Origin of the sequence: Chamaesiphon sp. (assembly GCF_041738855.1) — a bacterium.
Classification (GTDB): domain Bacteria; phylum Cyanobacteriota; class Cyanobacteriia; order Cyanobacteriales; family Chamaesiphonaceae; genus Chamaesiphon.
The window spans coordinates 68250-88549 of record NZ_JBGSPA010000131.1 but is presented as its reverse complement, the minus strand read 5'-3'; the positions used below and the strand labels follow the sequence as shown (position 1 = coordinate 88549).

General features: G+C 46.3%; 20 protein-coding genes and 1 pseudogene. 9 read left to right on the top strand and 12 right to left on the bottom strand.

Going from position 1 to position 20300, the window contains the following annotated elements; translation table 11 throughout:
- Window positions 1–94 precede the first annotated feature (94 nt).
- From ACEW9I_RS12430 to ACEW9I_RS12395, 8 genes are all read right to left on the bottom strand, one after another.
- Window positions 95–661, bottom strand: a complete 567-nt coding sequence (locus ACEW9I_RS12430) for a hypothetical protein (protein ID WP_373540648.1) — start codon at window positions 659–661, stop codon at window positions 95–97.
- 172 nt (window positions 662–833) lie between these two features.
- Window positions 834–1916 (bottom strand): TolC family protein, encoded by a 1083-nt coding sequence (locus ACEW9I_RS12425; protein WP_373540647.1) that lies wholly within the window; start codon window positions 1914–1916, stop codon window positions 834–836.
- A 37-nt stretch (window positions 1917–1953) separates the two neighbouring features.
- Window positions 1954–2415 (bottom strand): hypothetical protein, encoded by a 462-nt coding sequence (locus ACEW9I_RS12420; protein ID WP_373540646.1) that lies wholly within the window; start codon window positions 2413–2415, stop codon window positions 1954–1956.
- Between the two features lie 19 nt (window positions 2416–2434).
- On the bottom strand, window positions 2435–2626 hold the full coding sequence (locus tag ACEW9I_RS12415) for a hypothetical protein (protein ID WP_373540645.1): 192 nt from the start codon (window positions 2624–2626) through the stop codon (window positions 2435–2437).
- A 4-nt stretch (window positions 2627–2630) separates the two neighbouring features.
- Window positions 2631–3893 (bottom strand): ABC transporter permease, encoded by a 1263-nt coding sequence (locus ACEW9I_RS12410; protein WP_373540644.1) that lies wholly within the window; start codon window positions 3891–3893, stop codon window positions 2631–2633.
- Between the two features lie 95 nt (window positions 3894–3988).
- Complete coding sequence (locus tag ACEW9I_RS12405) at window positions 3989–5803, bottom strand: efflux RND transporter periplasmic adaptor subunit (RefSeq protein WP_373540643.1); 1815 nt, start codon at window positions 5801–5803, stop codon at window positions 3989–3991.
- Between the two features lie 149 nt (window positions 5804–5952).
- Window positions 5953–6561 (bottom strand): TetR/AcrR family transcriptional regulator, encoded by a 609-nt coding sequence (locus ACEW9I_RS12400; RefSeq protein WP_373540642.1) that lies wholly within the window; start codon window positions 6559–6561, stop codon window positions 5953–5955.
- 80 nt (window positions 6562–6641) lie between these two features.
- Window positions 6642–7058, bottom strand: coding sequence for a hypothetical protein (locus ACEW9I_RS12395; protein WP_373540641.1), 417 nt, complete (start codon window positions 7056–7058; stop codon window positions 6642–6644).
- A gap of 111 nt (window positions 7059–7169) precedes the next feature.
- Between ACEW9I_RS12395 and ACEW9I_RS12390 the strand changes: the two genes are divergently transcribed.
- On the top strand, window positions 7170–7838 hold the full coding sequence (locus tag ACEW9I_RS12390) for a 3'-5' exonuclease (RefSeq protein ID WP_373540640.1): 669 nt from the start codon (window positions 7170–7172) through the stop codon (window positions 7836–7838).
- A 144-nt stretch (window positions 7839–7982) separates the two neighbouring features.
- Here ACEW9I_RS12390 and ACEW9I_RS12385 read toward each other — a convergent pair whose 3' ends face one another.
- The 4 genes from ACEW9I_RS12385 to ACEW9I_RS12370 form a co-directional block, all read right to left on the bottom strand.
- The gene (locus tag ACEW9I_RS12385; RefSeq protein WP_373540639.1) at window positions 7983–10553 is read right to left on the bottom strand and encodes a polynucleotide kinase-phosphatase; all 2571 of its coding nucleotides are present in this window, start codon (window positions 10551–10553) and stop codon (window positions 7983–7985) included.
- A gap of 301 nt (window positions 10554–10854) precedes the next feature.
- Entirely contained in the window at window positions 10855–11055 is a 201-nt protein-coding gene (locus tag ACEW9I_RS12380; protein ID WP_373540638.1) for a hypothetical protein, read from the bottom strand.
- A 75-nt stretch (window positions 11056–11130) separates the two neighbouring features.
- Entirely contained in the window at window positions 11131–11493 is a 363-nt protein-coding gene (locus ACEW9I_RS12375) for a DUF4440 domain-containing protein (RefSeq protein WP_373540637.1), read from the bottom strand.
- On the bottom strand, window positions 11494–11751 hold the full coding sequence (locus ACEW9I_RS12370) for a hypothetical protein (RefSeq protein ID WP_373540636.1): 258 nt from the start codon (window positions 11749–11751) through the stop codon (window positions 11494–11496).
- A gap of 126 nt (window positions 11752–11877) precedes the next feature.
- On the opposite strand from ACEW9I_RS12370, the gene ACEW9I_RS12365 reads away from it, so the two are divergent.
- The 8 genes and pseudogenes from ACEW9I_RS12365 to ACEW9I_RS12330 all read left to right on the top strand — a co-directional run bounded on the left by ACEW9I_RS12365 (window position 11878) and on the right by ACEW9I_RS12330 (window position 20127).
- Entirely contained in the window at window positions 11878–13671 is a 1794-nt protein-coding gene (locus ACEW9I_RS12365; RefSeq protein ID WP_373540635.1) for an SUMF1/EgtB/PvdO family nonheme iron enzyme, read from the top strand.
- 159 nt (window positions 13672–13830) lie between these two features.
- Window positions 13831–15432: an RluA family pseudouridine synthase gene (locus ACEW9I_RS12360; protein WP_373540634.1), complete on the top strand. Its 1602-nt coding sequence runs from the start codon at window positions 13831–13833 to the stop codon at window positions 15430–15432.
- Window positions 15433–15833: 401 nt separating this feature from the next.
- A complete protein-coding gene (locus tag ACEW9I_RS12355) occupies window positions 15834–16823 on the top strand; it encodes an alpha-ketoacid dehydrogenase subunit beta (RefSeq protein ID WP_373540633.1) in 990 nt (329 codons plus the stop codon).
- A gap of 59 nt (window positions 16824–16882) precedes the next feature.
- Window positions 16883–16951, top strand: a pseudogene (locus ACEW9I_RS12350) (hypothetical protein); the annotation flags it as partial.
- Window positions 16952–16954: 3 nt separating this feature from the next.
- Entirely contained in the window at window positions 16955–17245 is a 291-nt protein-coding gene (locus tag ACEW9I_RS12345; protein ID WP_373540632.1) for a hypothetical protein, read from the top strand.
- A 19-nt stretch (window positions 17246–17264) separates the two neighbouring features.
- On the top strand, window positions 17265–18674 hold the full coding sequence (gene secD / locus ACEW9I_RS12340) for a protein translocase subunit SecD (RefSeq protein WP_373540631.1): 1410 nt from the start codon (window positions 17265–17267) through the stop codon (window positions 18672–18674).
- Window positions 18675–18721: 47 nt separating this feature from the next.
- The gene (gene secF / locus ACEW9I_RS12335; protein ID WP_373540630.1) at window positions 18722–19678 is read left to right on the top strand and encodes a protein translocase subunit SecF; all 957 of its coding nucleotides are present in this window, start codon (window positions 18722–18724) and stop codon (window positions 19676–19678) included.
- Between the two features lie 14 nt (window positions 19679–19692).
- Window positions 19693–20127: a hypothetical protein gene (locus ACEW9I_RS12330; RefSeq protein ID WP_373540629.1), complete on the top strand. Its 435-nt coding sequence runs from the start codon at window positions 19693–19695 to the stop codon at window positions 20125–20127.
- Window positions 20128–20300: the final 173 nt, after the last annotated feature.

Here is a 20300-nt window from a genome sequence, read left to right as displayed (position 1 = left end):
ATTTGATTGTATTCACCTAGAAAAATAGTTTTTCTAGGTGGATAATAAATATGCGATCGATCGGCTCGCAAAAATTTTCAAGAACGAGTATATACTAATAGTTTTTGCCAATACCAAACAGGATGCCGATATCAGCTTGTCGATCGCTGATAAATCCGGCATTAATCCGTAACGTTCCGGTTAGACCAAAAGGTGTACTGGCATCAATCCCACCTGTAACTAGGGGATTAATTTTGGTGCCATCTTCATAATGTACGATGATGCCCCCACCGATAAATGGAGTGAAAACGATCGGTAGATCGTTATTGGAGATCGGCTGATTGAATGTCAATGCAACAGAGTTAGAAGAAACCGAACTACCAAATATTGTCATCGCACCATGTATCGCTAGATTGTCAGTTAAAACCTGCTTATTTAGTAATGAAAAACTGCCTTGTGATAGAGAAGTAGTGCTCCCTTGAATGCCGATATTTCCGCCGAAGCCAAAATAGCTGCTTTGTTTTGGTGTCGGTGGGGTAGCATCTTGCGGCGGTGGTGGAGTAGTTTCTGGAGCTGGTGTTGTGGGCTGAGCATTGGTAGCAGGAATATAGATCCAGCCAATTAGGACAATTGCGATCGTATTTACCAACATCTGGGCAAATATCCGAGCAATAGGACTCATATTGTTAAGGGTGAGGTGAATGTTGGTCGTAAGTTTGGCTGAGCAATTTGTGGCGATGTGCATCTATTTGCGTTCCTAAAAATTTAGTTGAAAGTTAGGCTGTGGGTAGATAAACACTGGTTTTTCAACATCAAGTCCAGTCACGACTTGAATTCGATCTATTTCAGATCGATTACTCAACTAGCACCGTAGCTACGCGCAAACTGGCCAGAGCGCGATTGTAGTTCAGGATCGCGGAGACCCGATTACCACGGGCTGTAGCCAATTCGGTTTGGGCTTGGATGACATCAGTTTGAGTGCCAATGCCTGCTTGAAAGCGCAGACGGGCTAGTTTGAGACTTTCTTCTGCCTGTTGAAGCGATTGAGTGGCAGTAGTAATATTTTTTTTATTGGTGCCGAGGCTGTAATAGGCTCTTTCGATCTCAAACCGAATTTGATTGCGCTGAGTTGTCAACTGGTTTTCATTGATTTCTTGGTTGACTTTCTGCGTGTCAGAATTTGCTCTGGCAGCACCACCATCCCAAAAACTCCAACTTAACTGTGCGCCCACACTATAGCTATCTTGGGCGGAGGTCGAATCAGTCAGGGTTTTGCCAAGATTGTAGTTAGCAAACAGGCTCACCTGGGGGGAATCAGCAGCCTGGAGATCGTAATAGGCAGTGGTGACATCGCCACGCAGCTTTTGTTCGATGCGGAGCAAATCTAGTTTGCTAAATTTCACTTGCCCTTCAGCCGCCCGCACGCTGCTGCTATTACGACCTGCATCCAAGATGATATAAGTGGCTTGGAGTTGTCCTTGGACATTTGAATTGGTGCTAGTTGTTGCTTGAGTACCAAAGATTACAGGCGATCCCTGATTTTGCAGGGTACTTGTCAAGCCTATTTGTAATGCTTGATCGGCTTGTGCCGATCGAATTCCAGCGGTATCTCGATCGACCGCCAGACGTGCCACTTGGACATCGCGATTATTCCGAAAGGCGATATCGATCGCATCTTTTAAGGTCAAAGATTTTGTGTTGGTAATTTGAACATCAGCACCTGTTTTGGGGAGGTTGAGATCGTTGTTAATCTTGCCAATGTTGCTGGGAGTATTTTGAGCCAGGAGCATCGATCGATCTGGTTGTAGTCGGCGAGCGTCAGCACTGGGTATGCTTGCGGCGGCGGCCATCCCACTCGCACTACTCAAAATCAAAGCTGAAATAACACAAATTGCTTTAAATTGAATCGCTCTTTGTTTAGTTAAATTAGTATTCATTTTTTGCAATCGTAAATTCAATGCATAAGTTGCAAATTCAATTTAAAATCGGCAAGCTCAATCCAATTTTATTGAATTTTTTAATTTCTATAATTAATCCATACAGGATCGCCATTCGATAACTTTCGTCAGGAAAAAATAAATTTAACGATCGAGCATTATATACCAAAGGCAATCTTTCGAGCAAAGTATTGTATGTTGCTTGCAGTCGAATAAAATTATCTGAAGTGATGTTTGTAAATCCTTGATTGTGGAGTGAAGCGATCGCTGTATTGGCGAATTTATAACCAAACTGACGATCGACTTCGGTCGAGCAAACAATCTCGATTTGATGTTCTTGATTGGAAACAAGAATGATTGCCAACCAAATGTCATTTGTGCGCTCGGCTAATGACACCTTGGCATAAGCATCGATCGATATTTTTTCTACATCGAGTGAATATCTTAAAATCTCATAAAGATAACTTTCTATTGAGACACAATCAAAAATATTTATCATATTTTGCGTTAGGATTATCTCATTTTTTTTGAAATTCGGATAAATTATCGATTTCCAAAGTGCTGGGTATAAACCATTCTGGGTCGAGTCGATCGGCAGTAAAAAATCTTTCGGCTGCTGGTTGAAATACTTGTTTGCTATCGCAGATATTCAATGATGGCTGCATCATGAGGCTCAATACTATTAGCAACTGTGGATAATTATTATTCATTGTTTTAATCACTGCGTAAGGCAACAATCGGATCGAGTTTGGCCGCATTTTTAGCTGGAATTACACCTGCTAACAATCCCACCGCAGTCGATAAACCAAAACCGATTGCGATCGCATTGCCCGAAACCAAAAAAGCAAACTTAAATGCTGTAGCAGAAACGAAAGTAATACCAACTCCTAAAATGATACCGATCGATCCACCCACTACCGAAATAATCACTGACTCCGTAAGAAATTGAGTCAGAATAGCACGATCGGTTGCGCCCAAAGCTTTTCTAATACCAATCTCTCGCGTCCGTTCGACGACAGAAACTAACATGATATTGGCAATTCCAATTCCACCTACTACTAGCGAGATTCCAGCGATTGCGATAATTAGCGTTGTGAGTAAGCCAAAAATTGTGTCGAATGTTTTGAGGATATCTGCTTGATTAGTAATTTTAAAATCATCATCTTCAGGTGTATCGATGTTATGACGCAAGCGCAAAATATTAGCAACTTGAAACTTGACTATTTCTAGTTGCGATTCATCGCGACCTTTGATATAGATGCCATTAATTGAAATCCCCATCAGCGAATTATTCCCAACGATTCGAGCCGACATACTCGTCAGGGGAATATACACCGCGTCATCCCGATCTTGGGGGCCTTGGGAACCTTTGACTTCCATTACCCCAATGACTTCATAGATTTCACCCTGAATCCGAATCTTGGTACCGATCGGATCGACATTGGCTGGAAACAGATTTTTCTGGACTGTGGGCGCAATTACGGCTACAGATGCCGCCGATTTTAGCTCTTCATCGTCAAAAAATCGCCCCGATTTTGGGAAAGTATTCCGCGCCTGTGAATAGCTCAAGTCGGTACCATACACCGTCGTCGAAGTATTCTTCTCGCCATAGACTACTTGGGTATTCCGCTGTAAAAAAGCCGAAACAACTGTTGCGCCAGGAGCTTGTTCGGCGATCGCTTTAGCATCTTCCCAATTTAATGTTGTCAAAGAGCCTTGTCCCTGACTGATTCCACCACTTTGAGCGGCACCAGCCATCACTTGCAATACATCCGTCCCCAATCCCCGAATGCTATCAGCCGTTGATTTCTGTACGCCTTGCCCGATCGACGAAATCCCAATCGTCGAGGAAATCCCAATAATTACCCCCAGCATTGTCAAACCACTGCGGAGTTTATTACTCCACAAGGCTTCGATCGCCATCTCTGATATTTCCCAGGTCGAAACTTGGTGCGGACGCTGTTTGAATAAAACCATAATGTTGAATAGTGAATAGTGGATAGTGAATTAGGAACGCAAGCGTCCCTCGTCTTCCCGTTTCCCCCTCCTCTTTCCCAGGCGGAATCTGAGATTTACTGCGACGGACGTGGTAACGATATACCCCCACCAGATTTCTGCTCGGCTGGCGGACTGAGCAACACCTGCTCGTTACCTCGAAGCCCTGATTTCACCTCGGTTTGCTTGCCGACAGTCACACCCGTTTGGATCTGGCGAAATACGGATTTATTACCCTCGCCCAAAACGTATACGCCAGCACCCTCAGCCTGTTTGACCACCGCAGCGTTGGGCACGAAGATTGCATTTTCCAACTGACCGACGGCAAAATCAGCTTCTACATTCATCCCTGCCGCTAATTTGGTGGCTGTCGCAGAGTCAATAGACACCCGCACCTCAACACTAGTAACGTTTTGAGTCACTTTGGCTTGAGGGGCAATTTGCTCGACTTTGCCTGTAAATTTCTCGCCAGGAAAGGCATCCGCTTTAATCGCCACCGACTGTCCTAATTTGACCTTGGCGATTTGCGATTCGGAGAGATTGACGACTACTTGCTGGCGAACGCTAGTGAGCATCAAGATGGATGAAGACGAGGCTGAAGCTCCCCCACCACCTGCCATCGAAGGGCTGACAAAAGCACCCACATCGGCATATTTTTCCAGCACGATCCCATCAAAAGGAGCTAAAACCTTTGTTTCTTCGATCTGATTTTGAATTGTTTTTAAAGACCCTTGCGCAGCTTGTACCTGAGCGATGGCTTGGTCTATCTCTTCTTTGCGAGTACCTGCCTTGAGTACAGCGACCGCTTGGACTTGTTGCTCGACTTTGGCCTTAGCTTGAGCGATTTCTTCTTTCCGCGCACCCGCTTTGATTAAGCTCAGAGCCTCCGCTTGCTGGGCGACCTTCGCTTGGGCTTGGGCAATCTGTTCTGGTCTAGTTCCCGCTTTTTGGAGGGCTAAAACTTGTTGTGCCTCCACAACCTGATTTTGAGCGACATCTCGATCGGCGCGTTTTTGCTCTAGGATTTGCCCAGAAATCGCCCCCGATTTGTACAGTTGCTGATAACGCTGCCAATCCCCCTCTCGCTGTTTGAGGGTTGCCTGGACTTGCTGCAACTTGGCAGTAGCTTGAGCGATTTCTTGCGGACGATTTCCGGCTTGTAATTGTTGGAGATTGGCTTTGGCTTCGGCTAATTGTGCCTCTGCTTTGGCAATATCTTGAGGGCGATTTCCAGCTTGTAATTGTTGGAGATTGGCTTTTGCTTCGGCTAATTGTGCTTCTGCCTTGGCAATATCTTGAGGGCGATTGCCAGCTTGCAATCGTTGCAGATTTGCCTGCTGTTGCAATAGTTGTCCTTGGTATTGCACGAGTTGACCGCGCAAGTTGGAGTCATCCATGACCGCAACTACCTCACCTTGCTTGACTCGATCGCCTTCTTTGACTAGTAAGGTTTTAATAATACCAGCGGTTTTGGGGCTAAGATTAATCGATTGATAGGCTTTGACGGTACCATTGGCGGTGATGCTCGTCGGCACGGTTTTGCGCTCGACGACTTGGGTTAATGGTTTAGTGGCTGAATTACTCGGCAGTGATTCCATCAATTTCGATCCCAATCGATCGGGGCCACCTAGCAACATGACAATTGGGGGCAGAATGAACAAGAGCCATTTCCATTTCCATTTCAACCAAGGGGGCTTGGCTGGTGACTCACCAACGGCTGCGGCGACCGGATCGCCAGTTAACAGATGTTCTGATTGAGATGGCTGACCAGTCGTAACAATAGTGCCAGTCGTTGGCGTAGCCTCCGCTTTGCGGAATCGATGTTCTAGTGGCGATGGCTGGCTAGATGTGGTCTTAACAGGCGTGTTGGTTAACATATCTTCCTGATTCATTAGATTGTAAGTACTTACTTATTAACTAACTAAAAAAATATCTGGATCTAACAATTACCACCAAAATATGGCGATCGAATTGTCATTAAAAAAGGGACCAATTAGAAGATAATTATCACTAAAAGAGAAGTGCAACTATCCTCTATCCTCTAATCAGGTGCAATCCCGATCCACAATGTTTCAAGCAGATTGTGAATAAAGATATCCGGCTCGATCGATTTAACCTTGGGTAAAATGAACGCAAAAGGTAAGGGGATCTTGTTGGCAATCGCGCTAGTCATCGCATAGTTTTGGATCGCACCGACGATCGTATGCGCGACAGTCATCGAATCACAGGGTTTAAGAAAACCTGCGGCGATCGCTCGATCGAGATATTCAGTAAATAACTGAGTATCTCTAAGTGGTGGCGGCACCATCGGCGGCAGAGATGATTTTGTCTGAGTCATCATCATCATCACTCGTGGCATCACCTCTTGATAAAATCCCACCATCTGAGTGCAGATATCGGTTAATTCCGAGCGGATTTCAGCAGTCGGTGTCTGACTAGCCAAAAGTTTGACATACTGGGGTGTTTTGGAAATGCCGATAGCGGCGAGAAACAAAGCTTGCTTGGTGATAAAGCGTTTAAAGATCGATGCTTCCGAGATGCCAGCTTTTTCGGCGATCTCTAGGGTAGAACCACCTTCCCCTTGCTCTAAAAAGACTTGCCGAGCTGCTGCCAAAATTTCTTCATTGGTGATTTTGGGAGGGCGAGGCATAAGTAAGGAAGTGACTACTCCTTAATCATAGAACTGCATCGATCGGAGCGTCAATAGACCTCTGTGGTTCGTGGCGCATCTTACTTGGTAGCCGTCCAGTTTTTCCGCCCGATCGGTAGATCGGCAGTGCCTTTCATAGTTTGCCCTGTAAGCGTACCCGCAAAACTAAACTTCATGCTCCGCATTTTGCCAGAGAAAGACAATTTACCGTCATTGGAGATCGTGCCGGAGATCGGCATATCCCCGAATGGCAAGCCTTTCATCGTACCTGTGAGGACATTGCCTTTTTGAGCAAATATATAAGTTGCGGCTCTACCTTCTTCGCTCAGTAACACTTTCCAAGTACCTGCGACATGGGGTGTTTTGGTGGTAGTAGCTGTGGCATTCTCAGCTTGAGCAACAGTTGCTTTCCGCAGAGGCGTTTTGGCACCAGCCATGCTGGAAAACAAGATCGAGCACACAACGCTCATTGATAGTAGCTGGAAGGATTTAGACATAGTTCATCTCCGCTGCGTAGCTAGAAGTATTAGTTTCAAAGACTTGAGCTGTGGTTATGATTAATAAGTAATTACTCACTCACTTACTTACTGAGTGTAGCTAAGTACTTAATGGACTGTCAAGTAAGAGTTGACGATGCTCAAAATTTGTATGGTGGTCAGCAAAAGCGCAAGAAATTTTCGTTTAAAAGTGTAGGAATCAAGGCTCAAGGACGAACTTCGGTGCTGAAGACAAACTATCGCAACACGGTAGAAGTGCTGAATTTAGCTGATGAATTCGCTAAAGACGTGATGCAACCAAGTGAATCTGATGATGATGAGCCAGTCCTGATTCAACCTCAAAGTGCGGGACGACACGGGTACCCACCTCAAATATTGTCATGTAGGAGTTTTGCTGATGAAGTTAGGCAAGCGATCTCGCTGGTGCAAAAATTGCACTCTGAAGGTGTGCCATGGAATGAAATAGGGATTATCGATCGAGTGAAATTTATGGGGGAAACAATTTACACTCAATTTCAAGCGGCGAACCTACCGATCGAATGGCTGAATAAAGATGCAGCTAGCCGTTCATATCAGCCTAAGCCCGATAGCATCAAATTAATGACGATGCACTCCTGTAAAGGGCTAGAATTCAGCTCGGTCATTATTCCTGGACTGGGATACTTGCCAAATCAACATAGTCCCCCAGCGGATGAAGCGCGACTGCTGTATGTGGCGATGACTCGATCGCGCATTCTTGCTCTTCTGTTGGTGTATCCACCGATACGATCGCGGCATTAGGGCGAGGACGCGCCGCAAACTCATCCCATGCTTCTTTGTCATCTCGGCTCTCCCTTGACGATAAAATCATCTGATGATCGATCTACACACACTACTGACAATCTGAGTTTTCAGCAATTGCGATTCGATCGCAGTGATAATATTTTACAAACGCGGATCGATCGGTTCGCTTTCTAATGCTAGTACGCCAAATACGCATTCATGTACCTGACGTAACGGTGACTTAGCTACAAACTGTTCCAACGCCTCCACACCCAACGCAAATTCCCGCAGTGCCAGATTGCGCTTCGCACCCAAACCGCGCTGGCGCAGCCGCTCTAGGTACTCGGGGAGATCGTATTCGGGGCCATAAATAATCCGCAGATACTCAGAACCGCGTACTTTAACGGCGGGCTGGATTAAGCCTTTACTACCAGTATCGATAAACTGCATCGGTTTGACTACCATCCCCTCACCGCCTGATTGGGTTAAGGATTCCCACCATTTAGTTGCGGCTGTTACCTCCTGCTCGTCTTGGAGGTTGACAGTGCGATGTGTAGTGGCGAGGAAGATCGGATCTGACTGACAGATTTGGGTGATTTGATTCATGTGCCACAGATGATCTTTGTCCACATGTACCGCGCTCTCGGTTGCCATAATATGGAACGGTGCGAGTTGGAAATCCGCGATCGAATTCACTGTCCAACAGTAGCGGCGGTAAGCCTCGACATACTTGTGTGCCAGACTCGATCGTACCTGCAATCTGTCCAATTGGGGGGCGACGGCGACACCGCGATCGAGTGCCTGTTGATATAGTTGCTGGGCATAATTTAGACTGTGATTAGCGGCAGCACCTACAGGCGCATATTGAGCGTGTAGCAAGCCTTGCGCTTTGGCAGACCAAGGCATCAATTCGCAATCCAGGCATACCCAGTCAGTCTCCAGGCGTTGCCAGAAGTCACAGGCAGTTAAAGCGGCTCGAACGCGCTCTAAGAATGCGGCTTCGAGTGTGGGATTGTCAAAAAATCTTCGCCCCGTGCGGGTATAACAGATGCCGATACCTTCACCTGTTATCCCAAATCGTTTCTCGACGGCGGCTTCATCTTTACAGATAATTATGACCGCCCGCGAACCCATGTGTTTTTCTTCACAGACGACCTCCTTAATCCCCATCAGTCGATAATACTCGAAGGCTTCGGTCGGATATTCCAGATATCCTGGCAGCTTGGAAGTCGCAACGGGGGACATGGTGGGCGGTAGGTAGATCAGCCATTTGGGATTGGCGGCGAACCTGCTCATTACTTCTAGAGCCGCGATCGATCGATCTGCCTGAATGGCAATATTTGGTTGGAGGCGGGTGGTAATAAACCGTTTGCCCAAGACATCGGCGATATCTAAGATATCATCATTTTCTTGTTGCGCCGTGCGATCGCTAGTTTCGATATCCAGTGGCTTAATTGGCTCATAGTACACCTTCGCCGCAGGTACTTGGACGATCTCGCGTTCGGGATATTTCAACGCCGTCAGCTTACCGCCAAACACGCAGCCAGTATCGATATCGATCGTATTATTCAGCCATTCTGCCTCAACTACAGGCACATGCCCATACACCACCGTCGCCGCACCGCGATATTCCCGCGCCCAGTTCGCGCGGACGGGTAGCCCATATTCGTCGATCTCGCCCGTTGTTTCGCCGTACATCGCAAAAGAGCGGACATGACCGGAAGTGCGCCCTTGTAGCTCTTCCTTGAGTCCAGCATGAGCGATTACCAGCTTGCCATCATCGAAGATATAGTGACTGATGAGCGAGTCGATAAATTTGACGAGTTCGGCACGAAACTCGGTTTGGAGTGGTTCGGGGATGGCTTCGATTTCGGCGACAGTGAGTTCTAAACCGTGATTGAGTTTGACATTTTTACCACGTAAATAGCGCAGCAATTTAAACTCATGGTTGCCGCAGACGCAAAGCGCACTCCCTGCCGCCACCATATTGCGGGCGAGTTTGATCGAGTCGAGATTGCGGATGCCGCGATCGACCAAATCCCCAACGAACATCACCTGGCGTCCGGTAGGATGTTTATAAGTCGGAAACTCCCAGCATGGCGGTTGTGGTTCTAGATGTGGTGCGTAACCCAACTGCTTGAGTAAGATTTCTAGCTCGTCGCAGCAACCATGAATATCACCGATGATATCAAATGGCCCCGCTGCTGTTTTACGATTGTTCCACAGCGGTTGACGATCGATTTCGACGTTATTAATTTGTTCGACATTAGATAGAATATGAACGTAACGAAATTCTTTATCTAAATGCCGGAGCGACTTCTTCAGATTTTCGGTATGTCGTTTGACAACGTGGATGCCAAAGTCTCGGTTCTCGCGCTGTTGATTGCGATCGTGACACAATTCGGCTGGTAGATTAAAGACGATCGCCACCGCAAAGCAATGGTAATCCTTGGCTAATTGTAATAAGGGTTTACGATCTTCGGGCTTGACATTGGTCGCATCGACAACCGTCAATTTCCCACCTTTGAGCCGTTTGGCAACGATATAGTGCAGCAATTCAAAGGCATCAGTCGTCGCCGCTTGATTGGTTTCATCATCACAAACGATCGATCGACAATAATCAGATGAGATGATTTCGGTAACCAGAAAATGCTTACGTGCAAAGGAAGATTTCCCCGAACCGGATGCACCGATGAGGACGACTAGAGACAGCTCGGGGATATTTAATTTCATACTTTATTATCTCAATTCTCGTATCGATCGCACTAAAATGGCGTGCCCTGATGAAAGCGGATTATCCAGCCGTCAATCTATCGAGACCAGATCGAGCTTCTGCGTGCGTATTCGACAATCCCATTATCTATGTATCGATGTATGTACAAGTGCGATCAATTAAGCTGGGAGTAACTCTTGGAGTTTATTAACCAGCCTGAAGCAGCAAACCTAATAAGATTTTAGCACCGGACAAAGGAGTATCAAGATGTTTCGATCTTGCAAAGTAGCACTCCCTGCACTCGGCAGATTTTGCATTCGCTTAACAGTTTGGCGCACCAGATCTCTTGCAAGCTGCTTCCGCTTCATCAGCAAGCCGCGAAAAAGGGGCTGGGCTGGTGCTGTACGCAAAGCCTTTAACGATTTCGACCGAAAAAAATATAATTGCGACCGCTACCAGAATATTGACCCCTACACTTTGACCAGTTTTTTTAGCTAGATCTTCTCTCTCTTTGTCGTTCACGATTAATTTCTCCAAATTGTATTTATAGCGTGCTATTTATATTTCCGCACGTTTGCGATCCAAATCAGGACACTTTCAGAAATATTTTCCAAAATCGCACTGTGCGATCGATTTCACAGAAAAGCCGATTAGACCTAGTCGGCTTTTCTGTGCTCTGTTGACTTTATATTTGACCGCACTATCATAAGTAACCTGAGCCGTGTTTTTATCGAGCAACCGAGCGCAAAATTTTGGCAGTGGTAATACAGCATCTATTGATTGGCGATCGATCGCGAGTGTATCCTGTCTTTGGTAAACACGTCCATACCTTCCAAACTCAAAGAAGTCATCCGCGATAAGTTCATTCATCCGCTGAATATTAAAGCGAGTTTCTTCTTCCCATAATTCTGATTCCAAGCGTTCGAGAATTTCTCGATCTTCACTATTGATTTCCATCATTCAAAATTCGTATTTGAGATAATAAGTCGTAAAAATCTGGTGGCCAGGAAAAACTAAAGCTATCCCATAACGGCTATTTAAGATTCCAGGATACTTATAAGCATGAGATTCGCCTTCTGGTGCCATCACAATAATTTCGCCCCGTAAAAGTTCTACCGATTGTGGGGATAGCTGCTGTGAAAGAGGGTCGTCAAGCAACCCCATCTCAATAAGTTGATGATAGCGATCGATCGACCATTTGTAAGCAGTAATAGTCATATAGTTACCAGCTAATGTCTCAAATTTAATCTAACATCACCTACCCTCATCAGACTGATGTTATCTTACTACTTAAGGGGCATACTACTCTTAGTCGCAACTATTCGTGCCTCGGTTTCACTCTCCATGAGCTATTGCATCAACCCCACTTGTCCCGCACCAGCCAAAAATAGACCCGATACCAACTTCTGTCTAGCCTGCGGCGCGCAACTATTCCTCAAGGATCGCTATCGCGCCCAAAAGTTACTGGGGCAAGGTGGATTTGGCAAAACCTTCAGAGCAGTTGATGAATATCAATCTCACCAGCCATTGTGTGTGATTAAGCAGTTTATTTTTAGTCACAACAATCCCAAAATCAGACAAACAGCTCTAGATTTATTTTATGAAGAGGCAAAACATTTGGAAAAATTGGGTAAACACGCCCAGATTCCCGAGCTATATGCTTACTTTGATATTAAGGGGCAGCCATATCTAGTTCAACAGTTTATCGATGGACGAGACTTGCAGCAAGAAGTAGCGGCAGATGGCGTGTTTAACCAAGATCGAATTAAAGAACTATTATTATCATTGCTACCAGTTTTAGATTTCTTGCATCACCAGTCACCACCCATCATCCATCGCGATATTAAGCCTGCTAATATTATCCGCCGACAGGGCGATCGCGAGTTGGTGTTAGTTGATTTTGGAGCAGCAAAACAAGCAACTCAAACGATGCTAGCCAAAACTGGCACCGTCATCGGTAGTCCCGAATACGTCTCTCCAGAACAAGTGCGTGGCAAACCAACATTTGCTAGTGATATCTACAGCTTGGGAGTTACTTGTATCTATTTGCTCACTCAAGTTTCACCATTTGACTTATTCGATCTGAGTCAAGATGCGTGGGTGTGGCGAGACTACTTAGTTGACAATCCAGTTGACGATCGATTGGTCAAGGTCTTAGATAAAATGATTAATAATGCGCTGTCGCAAAGATATCAGTCAGCAGCGGCAGTATTAGCCGCACTGGCAGAAAATAGCCGCAACCAGACACTCGATCGAGTGCGCGATCGTCTCGAAATTAATGTTACTAAACAACCGATTGAGTCACCACAACAAACCGTCTCTACCGATCGCGATCGTCCGACCTTACAACCATTTGGATTTGAGACAGCTAAACTAGTAAATGCGAAAACTCTGTGGGGGACTAATAAGCTAATTGTCAAGAAATCATCAGGGCAAGCCACCCGTTTCTTTCAAGATCTAGGTAGTGGGATCGATCTTCAAATGGTCGCTCTTCCTAGCGGCACTTTGATGATGGGCGCACCCGAACTAGAAGCAGGTAGTAGCGACTCTCAACGACCCCAGCATCGGGTCGATATCCCGGCATTCTACCTGGGCAAAACCCCCGTCACACAGGCTCAATACGAGGCGGTGATGAGGAGTAAACCTGCGTATTTTCAGGGGGGCGATCGACCTGTGGAGACGGTATCCTGGCATGATGCGGTAGAGTTCTGCCAGGAATTATCCCAATTAACCGCTCGCCATTACCGACTCCCTACCGAAGCCGAATGGGAGTACGCCTGTAGAGCGGGGACGACGACAGCCTTCTGCTTTGGCGAAACGATTTGTCAGGAAGTCGCAAACTATCGGAGTGAAGAAACTACCGTTGTCGGGATTTTCCCCGCTAATGCCTATGGGCTGTGTGACATGCACGGCAATATCCTAGAGTGGTGCGCGGACAAATATCATGGTAACTACATCGGTGCGCCAACGGATGGTAGTGCCTGGACTCATGACGCCAACTCAATTTATGTCCTGCGCGGCGGTTCCTGGTATAGTAAATCAAGTTACTGTCGCAGTGCAGCGCGAATCTACTATCAGCCCAATTACCGCTGTGCCTATTTTGGGTTTCGTGTGGTCTGCGATCCGACTCGAAATTAATCAAAAATCCTTACTCATATCTTGTAACACGAGAGAATTTTGGCGTTGCTGAATTGAGGTATGATATAGCGATTACCTCCGGTAGGCTACGCCAACGAGAGCAAGATCGAGAGAGTACCGGCGATTATAAGGTATCAGCAAACGGCTTCACTAACAATAATGTTAGCTCCAATTTTCGATCGCACCCCAAACTCTACCCCAACTTACTACTACACGGGTGATTGTCCTCACGGTGGCGAACTACTAAAATTGCCGCGAACTCAGGGAGTAGAGCAGCTAGCGCATAGTTTAATGGTGGAATTGGCACGGAATGAACGATATCACAGTGAAGGTAAGATGTATGGTGTCTTGTTAATCCAGACAAATACAGGTGAATATTGCTCGATTAAAGCTTTTTCAGGATTGCTAAATGGTAAGGCGGTTGTAGCTGGATGGGTACCGCCGATTCCTGGGCGCGATCGAGTGGCGATTGCCGAAGCTGCTACGCTAGCAGATCTAGCGACAATGAAGCAGGAATTAATAGATTTAGATCGAAGTGTCGAACGAGAGCAACATCAATCATTAGCGGCGGAATTTGCAGATAGACTGGCAAAATTAGCGATCGAGCATCGTCAGCGCAAGGCATGGCGACAACAACAGCGCGAACGATTTGAATCTACCCTCGGCAAGATCGAACTAGCAGTAGCACTCGACCAACTCGACCAAGAAAGCCGCCAAGACGGACGAGAACGTCGTCAACTCAGACAAGAACGTGACGCAATTTTACAGCCACTACAGGAGATTTTAGACCACACTGATGCGCGAATTAGAGAGTTAAAACACCAACGCAAGATGCGATCGCGTCAACTTCAGACGCAGATGCACGATGCCTATCGGTTGATGAATTTTTTGGGCACATCTAGCTCGTTGCGGGAATTGATGCCTGCGGGGATTCCGACAGGTACGGGCGATTGTTGTGCGCCGAAGTTACTTCATTATGCAGCCAGCAATCAGCTCAAACCGATCGCGATGGCGGAATTTTGGTGGGGTGAAGCTAGTCAGGATAAGCGTCAGGGGGAATTTTATGGGGCTTGTGAGGAGCGGTGTCAGCCGTTGATGGGGTTTATGTTGGCGGGGTTGTCGGTGCAGCCTGTTAGTCTGGATTTAGCGATCGTGTATGAGGACGAGTATCTAATGGCGATCGATAAACCTGCGGGATTATTATCGGTACCAGGACGGACGATCGACTTACAGGATAGCGTGTTGACTCGGTTGCGGGAATTATATCCCGAAATTTATAGCGTTCATCGACTCGATCGAGATACTTCGGGGATATTATTATTAGCGAGGGATAAATTGACTTATCGACATCTGAGTCAGCAGTTTGAGACTCGACAGGTACACAAGGTGTATGAATCAATTTTGGGCGGGAAGATTGAAGTAGAGCAAGGATCGATCGAGTTACCATTGTGGGGCGATCCACTCGATCGACCGCGCCAAAAGGTAGACTTTAATCAAGGTAAATCCAGTTTGACAAAGTTCCAGGTATTGGGGCAAATCGACGGCTACACGCGAATTGAGTTCATGCCTGTCACGGGACGATCGCATCAATTGCGCGTCCATGCAGCCGATGCTCGTGGGCTGGGTGTGACTATTTTGGGCGACGGGTTGTATGGTTGTCAGGCAAATGTAAAACGATTGTACCTACACGCACGAGAACTGAGTTTTACACATCCACACACATTAGAACGAATTTCAATCCAAACTCAATGCCCATTTTAGAGCTGACGGATGGGAGCGATCGAGCTAAAACAAAGATGTAGCGACGCTGACTAAAGTAAGAACTTGTGAAGGTGTCTAAAGATCGATCGTTATTAGCCATCATGACACAAGTAGGAGAACCAAAGGCTGTCAGAATCGAAGTTTGATTCGGAGCATAGTTTTCTCGACTACATTAGATAATATACCCAAACTGAAACATCGATTTCTTGTAAGTTTTAAAATCCTCAAACAGTATTAAATAGCGATCGTCATCATATCGCCAGACGATTACAGTAGTTGATTTATACCACTTTGCCAAATTGCATCTGCCCCAGTAAATTCCCCTAACCCATATTCCCTATTCCCTATCCCCTAATTCTGTTAGAGTGAGATCTGAGAAATTTAAGTGTTGCAAACCTAGCATGGCAGAAACTCTATTTTTTAATGCCCTCCGTGCCGCGATCGATGAAGAGATGGCGCGGGATTCAGCGGTATATGTCATGGGTGAAGATGTCGGACATTACGGCGGTTCGTATAAAGTCACCAAAGATCTCCATAAGAAATATGGAGACATGCGGGTACTAGACACCCCGATCGCTGAGAATAGTTTTGTGGGAATGGCGATCGGTTCGGCGATGACGGGATTGCGCCCGATTATTGAAGGGATGAATATGGGCTTTTTGCTCCTGGCGTTCAACCAGATTTCCAATAATGCGGGAATGTTGCGGTATACCTCTGGCGGTAACTTTACGATTCCGTTGGTGATTCGAGGACCTGGTGGTGTGGGCAGACAACTAGGTGCGGAGCACTCTCAGCGATTAGAGGCATATTTCCAAGCAGTGCCGGGACTAAAAATCGTTGCTTGTTCCACCGTCCGTAATGCCAAAGGATTGCTCAAATCAGCGATTAGAGACGAGAATCCAGTGTTGTTCTTCGAGCATGTCTTGATGTACAACTTCAAAGAAGACATCCCCGATGAAGAATACCTGCTCCCCCTCGATAAGGCTGAAATCGTCCGCCCTGGCAAAGATGTTACCATCCTCACTTACTCGCGGATGCGTCACCATTGTACTCAGGCGATGAAAATATTGGAAACTCAGGGTTCGACTTGCGATCCAGAAATTATCGATCTAATTTCACTCAAACCATTGGATCTGGAGACAATTGGCGCATCGATTAAGAAGACGCATAAAGTCATCATCGTCGAAGAGTGTATGCGGACGGGTGGCATCGGTGCCGAGCTGACTGCTTCCATCAGCGACCATTTCTTTGACGAGCTAGACGCTCCAGTCTTGCGGATGTCGTCAGAAGATATTCCGACACCTTACAATGGGAAATTGGAGCATCTGACGATCGTGCAACCACCCCAGATTGCTGAAGCGATCGAGAAAATGGTGGGTGGCAAGCTGTAATAGCAGGAAACGGGAGAGAGTGAGCTAATCGCAGCTTGTGGCTCCCAGATCCCAATTAAATTAGGTTAGTCAATTTTCAAATTTTAGTCCAACTACCTGGAGTCAAGGACTCTCAACCAGCAGAACGAGTTTTGGGTGGTACCGCCCAGCTAGAGTTTCGCGAACAAAAAGCTGGGACGGAAGGACAACTGAGTGCAGAGCGAACCGCACTCCAAGCATCCAAGGAACAACAAGCGATTCTCAAAAAGTCTAAATCTCCAGACCAACAAGCGATTTCCCAAACTCAAGCCGCGATCGAGCAGCAATATAATGAGATTAGTGAACTATTTGATAAAGCTGCGATCGCTGGTGGGCATTTTAAAAATACTAATGCACAACCATTATCCGGTCAAGGCTGGGAAATCGCGATCGAATTAAAATAACCAAACTTTTAGATTTATTATGCAAAAACAGCGAGTTATTTTAGGCTTAATTCTAGTCTTAGTCATCGCTGCGATCGTCCTGCTATTCAGCAAGCCGCTACGCTTGGGATTGGATTTGCAGGGAGGTTCGCAACTTACGATCCAAGTAAAACCGACTCCAGATCATCCAGATATTACGCCATCAGATCTCGATGCCGTCCAAAAGGTGATCGAAAATCGGATCAATGGCTTGGGTGTCTCCGAAGCTCTGATCCAATCGGCTGGCAACAATCAGATTTTAGTCCAACTCCCTGGCGTCAACGATCCGCAACAAGCTGAGCGAGTCCTCGGCGGTACCGCCCAGCTAGAGTTTCGCGAACAAAAGGCTGGAACAGAAGGACAACTGGGTGCAGAGCTAGCGGTACTGAAGGAAGCTAAAGATAAGCAAGCCGTCCTCAAAAAGTCTAAGTCTACAGACAAACAAGCGATCGCCCAGATTCAAACTACGATCGAGCAGCAATATACTGAAATTGATAAATTATTCGACAAAGCCGCCATCACGGGTAAACAGCTCAAGCGCGCCAATCCCGAACCAGTAGCCGCTGGAGCTTGGGAAGTATCGATCGAATTTGATAATGCTGGTGGCGATGCTTTTGCCAAACTAACTAAGAGTCTAGCGGGAACTGGTCGATCGATCGGTGTTTTCCTTGACAATGACCCCATTAGCACCCCGACAGTCGGCGCGCAATTTGCAGCGACGGGGATTACTGGCGGTAAGGCAGTCATTACTGGGAATTTTACTACCGAAGCTGCCAACGATCTTGCCGTTCAACTCCGAGGTGGTTCGCTCCCCGTTCCGGTAGAGATCGTCGAAAACCGCACGGTTGGGGCGACATTGGGACGAGACAGCATTCAGAGCAGTATCTATGCTGGCATCGGCGGATTGATCCTGGTGGCGATTTTTATGGGCGTCTACTATCGATTACCTGGGTTAGTCGCAGACTTTGCGCTGGTAATTTACTCTATCCTGTCATTAGCCGCTTTCAATCTCCTCGATGTCACCTTGACGCTCCCAGGGATTGCGGGATTTATTCTCAGTATTGGGATGGCTGTCGATGCCAACGTGCTGATTTTCGAGCGTACCCGCGAAGAATTACGGACGGGCAAAACTTTATATAAGTCGGTTGAAGCTGGATTTCACCGCGCTTTTGACAGTATTTTGGACAGCCACGTTACTACCCTGATTTCCTGTGGAGCGTTGTTTTTCCTCGGCTCGGGATTGGTAAAAGGATATGCCGTGACGTTGGCTGTAGGGGTAGCAATTAGTTTCTTTACCTCTTTGACATGTACTCGGACATTTCTGCTGCTATTGGTGTTAGGTGTTCCGGCTTTACGTCAAAAAACTCAGTTATTTGCGCCCAATTTACCCAGCAATTTAGCAACTAAGTAAGTCAAATCAGATCGAGCTGAAATCTATAACTATAAGTATTATCCCCTATGAGAAAATTTAGTGTTACCAAACAACGCAAATGGTGGTGGATGCTATCGGGCGCGGTCATTTTGGCTGGGATTATTTCGATGATTGTGTCTTGGAATAATCCCCAAATCGGGTCGCCTTTACGTCGAGGATTGGACTTTACAGGCGGCTCAAAATTGCAGTATGAACTTGACTGCTCGATCGCCAATAATTGTCAGCCGATCGATATCGCTGCTGTCCGCGAAATAGTCAAAAATCAGGGGATTATCGATCCGATCATCCAGGTTGTGGGCAGGGATTCTACTGGTTTATCGATTAGAACCAAAGATCTCAAAGTTGAGGCTAGAACTCAGCTAGAATCTGCCCTCTCCGAGAAAATTGGTAAATTCGATCCCCAAAAGACTCAAAATGATACCGTTGGACCGACACTAGGTGCCGAATTATTTCAAAATGGCTTACTAGCGATCGTCATCTCATTTGGATTGATCTTGTTGTATCTGACTTTCCGTTTCAAATTTGACTATGCTTTTTTTGCCTTTGTCGCGCTGTTCCATGATGTACTTGTTACTACTGGCATTTTCTCGATTTTGGGTGTAGTTGGTGGAGTGGAAATCGATAGCTTATTTGTGGTGGCAATATTGACAATTATTGGTTTTTCTGTTAATGATACCGTCGTTATTTACGATCGGATTCGTGAAGTTATTAGTATTAGTCCCGACCAACCGATCGATAAAATTGTCGATGATGCAGTCAATCAAACTATGTCTCGATCGATCAACACCACGCTGACAGTTTTACTAACGTTACTTTCGATCTATTTATTCGGTGGTGATACGCTCAAAAACTTTGCCCTGTGTCTGATTATTGGTTTTACGGCGGGAGCCTACTCCAGCATCTTCATCGCCAGTACCCTGTTTGGCTGGTGGCGCGAACGTCATCCGACTACAGCCAATCCCGCTATGAGTTCTGAATCTTAACCGACAATCGATCCATGTCCAGATTCACACCTCCCGAATACCCAGAGTCAGAGTTAGATTTAGCAACCCGACTCGACCCGATTTTTAAAAACCAGATCGATCGGTTGTACCATCTGAGTAACTACGGTAGGTGGTTGACACTCGGGTTGTTGTGGCTGACAGTTGGGGCTTATAGCCTCTATGAGCTGCGTTATCCCATCGGTCTGCTCCAAGAATATTTTACTTGGGCGGCTCTCAAGTACGGACTCGTCTTCCAACCCATTCCCGCACTGGGATTGTGTCTGTGTATAGGGATGACGGCTAGTGCTTTGGTGCGGCAAAGTCTCAATTCGATCTGGGGGATCTCTAAACTAGAACGACAGCGATTAAGTCAACAAGTCGCGCAGATTCGGAAGCAAGGTAGTTCGCATCCACTCTGGAAATGGGTAGTAAGATCGGTGGATAGTTGATGGTGGATAGTAGATAGTGGATAGTGGATGGTGAATGGTGAATAGTTGAGTTGTGGGAGCGGTATTTTTGACTTACTTCAGCTCAAGAGCGATCTCCGATAATAAATAATTACCAAAAAATAGGGTTCTAAATCCCTTTCATCCAAACCTCGCCGTCTTAATTCGCGATCGAC

Excerpts from the sequence above, each read along its gene's own strand:
- ACEW9I_RS12430 (WP_373540648.1), bottom strand. The coding sequence starts at position 661 with ATGAGTCCTATTGCTCGGATATTTGCCCAGATGTTGGTAAATACGATC.
- ACEW9I_RS12425 (WP_373540647.1), bottom strand. The coding sequence starts at position 1,916 with ATGAATACTAATTTAACTAAACAAAGAGCGATTCAATTTAAAGCAATT.
- ACEW9I_RS12420 (WP_373540646.1), bottom strand. The coding sequence starts at position 2,415 with ATGATAAATATTTTTGATTGTGTCTCAATAGAAAGTTATCTTTATGAG.
- ACEW9I_RS12415 (WP_373540645.1), bottom strand. The coding sequence starts at position 2,626 with ATGAATAATAATTATCCACAGTTGCTAATAGTATTGAGCCTCATGATG.
- ACEW9I_RS12410 (WP_373540644.1), bottom strand. The coding sequence starts at position 3,893 with ATGGTTTTATTCAAACAGCGTCCGCACCAAGTTTCGACCTGGGAAATA.
- ACEW9I_RS12405 (WP_373540643.1), bottom strand. The coding sequence starts at position 5,803 with ATGAATCAGGAAGATATGTTAACCAACACGCCTGTTAAGACCACATCT.
- ACEW9I_RS12400 (WP_373540642.1), bottom strand. The coding sequence starts at position 6,561 with ATGCCTCGCCCTCCCAAAATCACCAATGAAGAAATTTTGGCAGCAGCT.
- ACEW9I_RS12395 (WP_373540641.1), bottom strand. The coding sequence starts at position 7,058 with ATGTCTAAATCCTTCCAGCTACTATCAATGAGCGTTGTGTGCTCGATC.
- ACEW9I_RS12390 (WP_373540640.1), top strand. The coding sequence starts at position 7,170 with ATGGACTGTCAAGTAAGAGTTGACGATGCTCAAAATTTGTATGGTGGT.
- ACEW9I_RS12385 (WP_373540639.1), bottom strand. The coding sequence starts at position 10,553 with ATGAAATTAAATATCCCCGAGCTGTCTCTAGTCGTCCTCATCGGTGCA.
- ACEW9I_RS12375 (WP_373540637.1), bottom strand. The coding sequence starts at position 11,493 with ATGATGGAAATCAATAGTGAAGATCGAGAAATTCTCGAACGCTTGGAA.
- ACEW9I_RS12370 (WP_373540636.1), bottom strand. The coding sequence starts at position 11,751 with ATGACTATTACTGCTTACAAATGGTCGATCGATCGCTATCATCAACTT.
- ACEW9I_RS12365 (WP_373540635.1), top strand. The coding sequence starts at position 11,878 with ATGAGCTATTGCATCAACCCCACTTGTCCCGCACCAGCCAAAAATAGA.
- ACEW9I_RS12360 (WP_373540634.1), top strand. The coding sequence starts at position 13,831 with ATGTTAGCTCCAATTTTCGATCGCACCCCAAACTCTACCCCAACTTAC.
- ACEW9I_RS12355 (WP_373540633.1), top strand. The coding sequence starts at position 15,834 with ATGGCAGAAACTCTATTTTTTAATGCCCTCCGTGCCGCGATCGATGAA.
- secD (WP_373540631.1), top strand. The coding sequence starts at position 17,265 with ATGCAAAAACAGCGAGTTATTTTAGGCTTAATTCTAGTCTTAGTCATC.
- secF (WP_373540630.1), top strand. The coding sequence starts at position 18,722 with ATGAGAAAATTTAGTGTTACCAAACAACGCAAATGGTGGTGGATGCTA.
- ACEW9I_RS12330 (WP_373540629.1), top strand. The coding sequence starts at position 19,693 with ATGTCCAGATTCACACCTCCCGAATACCCAGAGTCAGAGTTAGATTTA.